At 67.5% G+C, this 4415-nt stretch carries 4 protein-coding genes; 2 read left to right on the top strand and 2 right to left on the bottom strand.

Annotation, left to right across the window (positions count from 1 at the left end; all coding sequences use genetic code 11):
• Positions 1–71 precede the first annotated feature (71 nt).
• The gene (locus tag GRX66_RS16850) at positions 72–827 is read right to left on the bottom strand and encodes an SAM hydrolase/SAM-dependent halogenase family protein (RefSeq protein ID WP_159527553.1); all 756 of its coding nucleotides are present in this window, start codon (positions 825–827) and stop codon (positions 72–74) included.
• Positions 828–917: 90 nt separating this feature from the next.
• Positions 918–1448 (bottom strand): nicotinamide-nucleotide adenylyltransferase, encoded by a 531-nt coding sequence (locus GRX66_RS16855; RefSeq protein ID WP_159527554.1) that lies wholly within the window; start codon positions 1446–1448, stop codon positions 918–920.
• A 203-nt stretch (positions 1449–1651) separates the two neighbouring features.
• On the opposite strand from GRX66_RS16855, the gene lonB reads away from it, so the two are divergent.
• Positions 1652–3814, top strand: a complete 2163-nt coding sequence (gene lonB, locus GRX66_RS16860; protein WP_159527555.1) for an ATP-dependent protease LonB — start codon at positions 1652–1654, stop codon at positions 3812–3814.
• 218 nt (positions 3815–4032) lie between these two features.
• Positions 4033–4415, top strand: a 383-nt coding sequence (locus GRX66_RS16865) for an MFS transporter (protein WP_325064172.1), incomplete at its 3' end; no start/stop codon positions are given.

The raw sequence follows: 4415 nt of genomic DNA on the forward strand, positions 1-4415 counted from the left end.
GTCGGCGGCCTTCAGTGAGCCCACCGCGCCGAAGGCCACGAGGCCGACTGCGTTCAGCACCTCGAACGCGGTCACCATGCGAGTTCCACCGGGCTGCCGGGTTCGACGTCGAACGCGTCGTCGCCGCGGCCGCGGTTCGCGGCGAGTTCGACGTTCCCGTGGCTCCCGACGGTGACGAGGCGCCGGCCGGGGTCGACTGCCGCGTACGTCCGCTCGCTGGGGACGCGGTCGCCGTCGACGCGCACGGAGTCACCCATCCGGTCGGCGACCAGGCGTCCCGGGAGGTTCGTGATGGCGTTCCCGAACCCGTCGACGACGAGAACCTCGCCCCGGAGGACGTCTCCGGTCAGGTCCGGTGTGGGGAACGACAGGTCCTCGAAGTCCTCGAACGGTTCGTACTCGGGGTAGCCGTCGAACGCCTCGACGCCGCGCTCGTGGACGTCCGCGGCCGCCGGCGCGAACACGTCGCGCCCGTGGAACGTCGAACTCGCGGGGTCTTCGACCTGGATTTCGAACACCTCGACGCCGTCCCCGAGTTCGCGGGCCGCCGGGACGGCGACCCCGTTGTCCGGCGCGACGATGGCGTGCCGGCCGGCCCGCACAACGACCGCCTTCCGGTCGGTGCCGACCCCGGGGTCGACGACGACCAGGTGGACCGCCGGCGGGAAGTACGGCAGCACCTCGCGCAGCCAGAACGCCGCCGCGCGCACGTCCTGCCGCGGGAAGTCGTGAGCGACGTCGACCAGCTGGGCGTCCGTCGCCTGCAAAACCACGCCCTTCATCGCCGCCGGATACGGCGACCCGAAGTCCGAACTCAGCGTAATCATGCGCTCCCGTTGGAGCGCCGTCGGTGAAAAAACTCCCTCCACGAACCCCCGACGTCGTTCGCCGAGGCGGGTCCGGTGGCGTCGCTGGGGTTACTCCGGGTCGGCGTCGCCGTTCGCGTCCGTGTCGCTGACCTTCTGGATGCGGTCGATGCCGTCGATCTCGTCGACGACGTCCGCCACGGGCTTCGGGACGAGCTCCGTCCAGTCGCCGCCCGTCTCCATGCGGTTGCGGATCTCCGTGCCCTCGAGGACCTCCCGATCGAACATCGGGGACTGTCGCACCTCGATGCCGGCCTCGTTGAACAGGCGGATGACAAGGGGGTTGTTCGAGTACGCCACGTCGAAGTTCGGACTCATCGACTGGACGTGGCTCACCCAGACCGCGTTCCGGTCCAGGTCCTCGATGGGGACCGCGTACGTCACGAGGTCGAAGTCCACCAGCGACTTCGTGATCATCATGATGCGCTCGCCCGCTGTGAACGGATTGCGCCCGGTGTGTGAGTCGCCCGCGCTCCCGATGCCGACGACGAGCTCGTCCACCTCGGTGGCGATTTGTTCGACGACGCGGTGGTGGCCGTTGTGGTACGGCTGGAAGCGGCCGATGTAGAACCCGCGAGTCATCCCTCACCTCGTGAAACCCGGTCAGCGAACATAAGAATGGCGAGTTTCCGGTCGCCAGTCCCTGGGCCCCCATCCGAAGCCCGACCGAAGCTACGTTCGCGTCTGAGGCCCCAGAAACCGGCAATACGGGCCGTAGAGCGTTCGCCCGAGGGAGAAAGTATATCAGTCGCCCGTCCTTGTTTTCGACTGTCGAAACCACTTCTATGAGCAACGAATCGACGAAGGACGCGCCCCTCCACGAGGACTCCGACGCGGACGCCGACGGCGCCGATACCGACGGCGCTGACGAGTCCGACGTCGGTAGCCCAGACGCCGAGAGTCCCGACGCCGACAGTCCGGACGTCGACGGCCGCGACGACAGTGCGGCGTCGACGGCCGAGACTGACGAGACCGTCGAGGACCTCGAAGACCTCGGCAGCGAGGTCGGCGTGGAAGGCGACGTCACAATCGACGAGGAAAACGCCGAGGACGACTTGCTTGGCGGCCTCCAGATCCCGGATACGTCCGCGATCGAGGTGCCGGACCGGCTTGTCGATCAGGTCATCGGCCAGTCGGAAGCCCGGGACATCGTGTTGCGGGCCGCCAAACAGCACCGCCACGTGATGATGATTGGCTCCCCCGGGACGGGGAAGTCGATGCTCGCGAAGGCGATGAGCCACCTCCTGCCGAAGGAGAGTCTGCAGGACGTCCTCGTGTACAACAACCCGGACGACTCCAACGAGCCGAAAGTCCGAACGGTGCCCGCCGGGAAAGGCGAACAGATTGTCGAAGCCCACCAGGAGGAAGCCCGCAAACGCAACCAGATGCGGTCGTTCCTCATGTGGATCATCATCCTGCTGGTCGTCGGGTACGCGTTCCTGATGGCTCGCCAGCCACTCCTGGGCGTGCTCGCGGCCGGTGTCATCTATCTGGCGTTCCGGTACACCGACCGCGGCGGCGACGCGATGGTGCCGAAACTCCTCATCAACAACGCCGACAGCCAGACCGCGCCGTTCGAGGACGCGACGGGCGCTCACGCCGGCGCACTGCTCGGCGACGTCCGCCACGACCCGTTCCAGTCCGGCGGCATGGGGACGCCGAGCCACGAGCGCGTGGAAGCCGGCGCCATCCAGAAGTCGCACAAGGGCGTGTTGTTCATCGACGAGATCAACACGCTGGACGTGCGCAGCCAGCAGAAGCTCATGACGGCCATCCAGGAGGGCGAGTTCTCCATCACCGGCCAGTCCGAGCGCTCCTCGGGCGCGATGGTGCAGACCGAGCCCGTGCCGTGTGACTTCATCATGGTCGCGTCCGGGAACATGGACGCGATGGAGAACATGCACCCGGCGCTGCGCTCCCGGATTCGGGGGTACGGCTACGAGGTGTACATGGACGACACCATCGAGGACACGCCCGAGATGCGGCGGAAGTACGCGCGCTTCGTCGCCCAGGAGGTCGAGAAGGACGGCCAGCTGCCGCACTTCGACGACGACGCCGTCCGCGAGGTCATCCTCGAGGCGAAGCGTCGCGCCGGCCGCAAAGACCACCTCACGCTGGAGCTGCGTGACCTCGGCGGCCTCGTCCGCGTCGCCGGCGACATCGCCAGTTCGCGCGATCACGAGCTGACGACCCGCGACGACGTCCTGCAGGCGAAAAAGCGCTCGCGGTCCATCGAACAGCAGTTCGTGGACGACTACATCGAGCGCCGCAAGGACTACGAACTCGGGACGGCCGAGGAGGAGTCCGTCGGACGCGTCAACGGGCTCGCCGTGATGGGCGGCGACTCCGGTATCATGCTGCCAGTGATGGCCGAGATCACGCCTGCGCTGAGCCGCGAGGAAGGCCGCGTGTACTCCACGGGCCAACTCCAGGAGATGGCGGAGGAGGCAGTCGACAACGTCTCCGCGATCATCAAGAAGTACAGCGACGAGGACATGTCCGAGAAGGACATCCACATCCAGTTCGTGCAGACGGGCGAGGGCGGCGTCGACGGCGACTCCGCCTCGATTACGGTGGCCACCGCGGTCATCAGCGCCCTCGAGGACATCCCGGTCGCACAGGACCTCGCGATGACGGGCAGCCTCTCCGTCCGGGGCGACGTGCTCCCGGTCGGCGGCGTCACGCACAAGATCGAGGCCGCCGCGAAGGCTGGCTGCAAGCGCGTCATCATCCCCGAGGCCAACGAACAGGACGTGATGATCGAGGACGAGTACAAAGAACAGATCGAGATCATCCCGGTCTCGCACATCAGCGAGGTGCTGGACGTCGCGCTCGTCGGCGAACCCGAGAAGGATTCGCTGGTCGACCGCCTGAAGTCCCTGACTGGGAAGGCCCTGGAAGGGGGCGTCGAGTCCGGCGCGACCGGCGGCAGTCCGAGCCCGCAGTAACCGGGTCAGCGGTCCGGTCTCTCGGTTTTCTACTCGTTCCACTCCCCGAGCGGCAGTGCGGGCGCTGTCGCTGTTGGCGGAGTCGACGCGCCGGCTTTCGCGGCGCTCGCGCGCTCGCTGGTGGCGGCACTCGCACCCCGCCGCACAAACGTGACAGGGAGATTACTTTAACTGAGTCTCGGGAACGCCCTTAGTACAGGCAGCCGTGCAACTGTTCGATGGCGGAGTCCCGTGCGGCGATACGACGATATTACGCCTACCGCGCGACCACGGCCTACGGGTTCTACCTGCCCGTGGGGCTGCTGTACCTCCAGCAGGAGTACGGCTGGGCGGTCGTCGGCCTGACGCAGGGCGTGTTCGCGTTCGCGCTCGTCGCCGCGGAGATTCCGACGGGGTACGTCGGCGACCGGATCGGGCGGCGCGCCAGCCTCGCCGCCGGCAACGCGATTTCCGCGGGCGCGCTCGGCGTGTTCGTCTTCCTGGACTCGCCGCTGCAGTACGCGGTGCTGTACGCCGCGTGGGCGGTCGGGTGGGCGTTCGCTCGGGAACCGGCGAGGCGTGGCTGTACGAACTCCTCGACGCCCACGACGAGGGCGGCGAG

The organism is Halobacterium bonnevillei, from assembly GCF_009831555.1.
In the GTDB taxonomy this organism is placed as follows: domain Archaea; phylum Halobacteriota; class Halobacteria; order Halobacteriales; family Halobacteriaceae; genus Halobacterium; species Halobacterium bonnevillei.